General features: G+C 72.6%; 2 protein-coding genes. Both read left to right on the top strand.

Annotated features, from left to right (window positions below; translation table 11 throughout):
• Positions 1 to 79 precede the first annotated feature (79 nt).
• Entirely contained in the window at positions 80 to 988 is a 909-nt protein-coding gene (locus ACFTZL_RS44705) for a hypothetical protein (protein WP_382596323.1), read from the top strand.
• On the top strand, positions 925 to 1689 hold the full coding sequence (locus ACFTZL_RS44700) for a hypothetical protein (RefSeq protein WP_382596321.1): 765 nt from the start codon (positions 925 to 927) through the stop codon (positions 1687 to 1689). The genes ACFTZL_RS44705 and ACFTZL_RS44700 overlap by 64 nt, the downstream gene beginning before the upstream one ends.
• Positions 1690 to 1722: the final 33 nt, after the last annotated feature.

Here is a 1722-nt window from a genome sequence, read left to right as displayed (position 1 = left end):
CCGCGCAGGGACGATCGCGACCGAGGCGGGTTCCGGCGGGACGACCGCGGTGACCGTCCCACCTTCCGGCGCGACGACCGTGGAGAGCGCCGCGACGATCGGGACCGTGGTGGCTTCCGGCGTGATGACAGCCGTGGTCGTGACGACAGCCGTGGTCGTGATGACAGCCGTGGTCGTGACGACAGCCGTGGTCGGGACGACAACCGTGGTCGGGACGACAACCGTGGTGGTGGGTACGGCCGGCGCGACGACCGTGACCGGGGACCGCGCAGGGACGATCGCGACCGAGGCGGGTTCCGGCGGGACGACCGCGGTGACCGTCCCACCTTCCGGCGCGACGACCGTGGAGAGCGCCGCGATGACCGGCGTGACGACCGTCGTGATGGCGACCGCGGAGGGTTCCCGCGGCGTGACGACCGCGGAGAGCGTCGCGACAACCGGGACCGTAACTTCCGTGGTGACGACCGGGACCGCGGTTCCCGTGGCGACGATCGCGACCGTGGTTTCCGGCGTGACGACCGCGGTGGTTTCCGCCGTGACGACAGGCGTGATGACAGGCGTGATGAGCGTCGCGACGAGCGCCGTGGGGACGACCGCGGGGAGCGTGGCGGTTTCCGTCGGGACGACGCCGGTCGAGGCGGGCGTGGTGGCTTCCGTCGCGACGACGCTCCTCGGGGCGAGCGTGGCGAGTTCCGGCGCGACGACCAGCGCGGAGACCGTGGTGATCGCGGCGACCGTGGCGGCTTCCGTGGGCGCGACGACCGTGGTGGGCGTCCGCCGCGGCGGGATGATCGCGATCGCGGCTTCCGGCGCGAGGGCGGTGACCGTGGTGGTTTCCGTGGGCGCGACGACCGGCGAGATGACCGGCGTGGCGCCGGCCGGTTCCGTGAGGAGCGGGAGCGGGACAGGGAGCCGATCAAGCGGCTGCCGATCCCCGAGGACGTCACGGGCGACGAGATCGACAAGGACGTACGGCAGGAACTGCTGAGCCTGCCGAAGACGCTCGCGGACGACGTCGCCAGGAACCTGGTGATGGTCGCCCGGCTCCTCGACGAGGACCCCGAGGGCGCATACGGCTACTCGAGGGTCGCGCTGCGGCTGGCGTCGCGTGTCGCCGCCGTGCGGGAGGCCGCCGGGTTCGCCGCGTACGCCAGCCAGAAGTACGGCGAGGCGCTGGCCGAGTTCCGGGCCGCCAAGCGGATGACCGGGAACATCGATCTGTGGCCCGTCATGGCCGACTGCGAGCGTGGGCTCGGACGGCCGGAGAAGGCGCTGGACATGGCCGGGGCCCCCGAGGTGCACAAGCTCGACAAGGCCGGACAGGTCGAGATGCGGCTCGTCGCCGCCGGTGCGCGGCGCGACATGGAGCAGCTCGACGCGGCCATCGTGACGCTGCAGAGCCCCGAGCTGGCCGCCAACTCCGTGCAGCCGTGGACCGCGCGGCTGCGGTACGCGTACGCCGACGCGCTGCTCGCCGCCGGGCGGGAGAGCGAGGCGCGGGAGTGGTTCGCGAAGGCCGTGGAGGCCGACCGGGACGGCAGCACGGACGCGTCGGACCGGCTCGCCGAGCTGGACGGAGTGGAGTTCGTCGACGTCATCACCGATGACGAGACCGACGGCGATGACGAGACCGACGGCGGGGACTCCTCCTCGGAGGAGGGGGACTCCTCCGAGGAGGAGAAGGACTGACGTCCGGTGGAAGGGGCGGATCCCGGTCGGGAT

Origin of the sequence: Streptomyces sp. NPDC056948 (assembly GCF_042674225.1) — a bacterium.
In the GTDB taxonomy this organism is placed as follows: domain Bacteria; phylum Actinomycetota; class Actinomycetes; order Streptomycetales; family Streptomycetaceae; genus Streptomyces; species Streptomyces purpurascens.
Note: the sequence above shows the minus strand (reverse complement) of the source record. Positions and strands in the feature narration are given on the sequence as shown.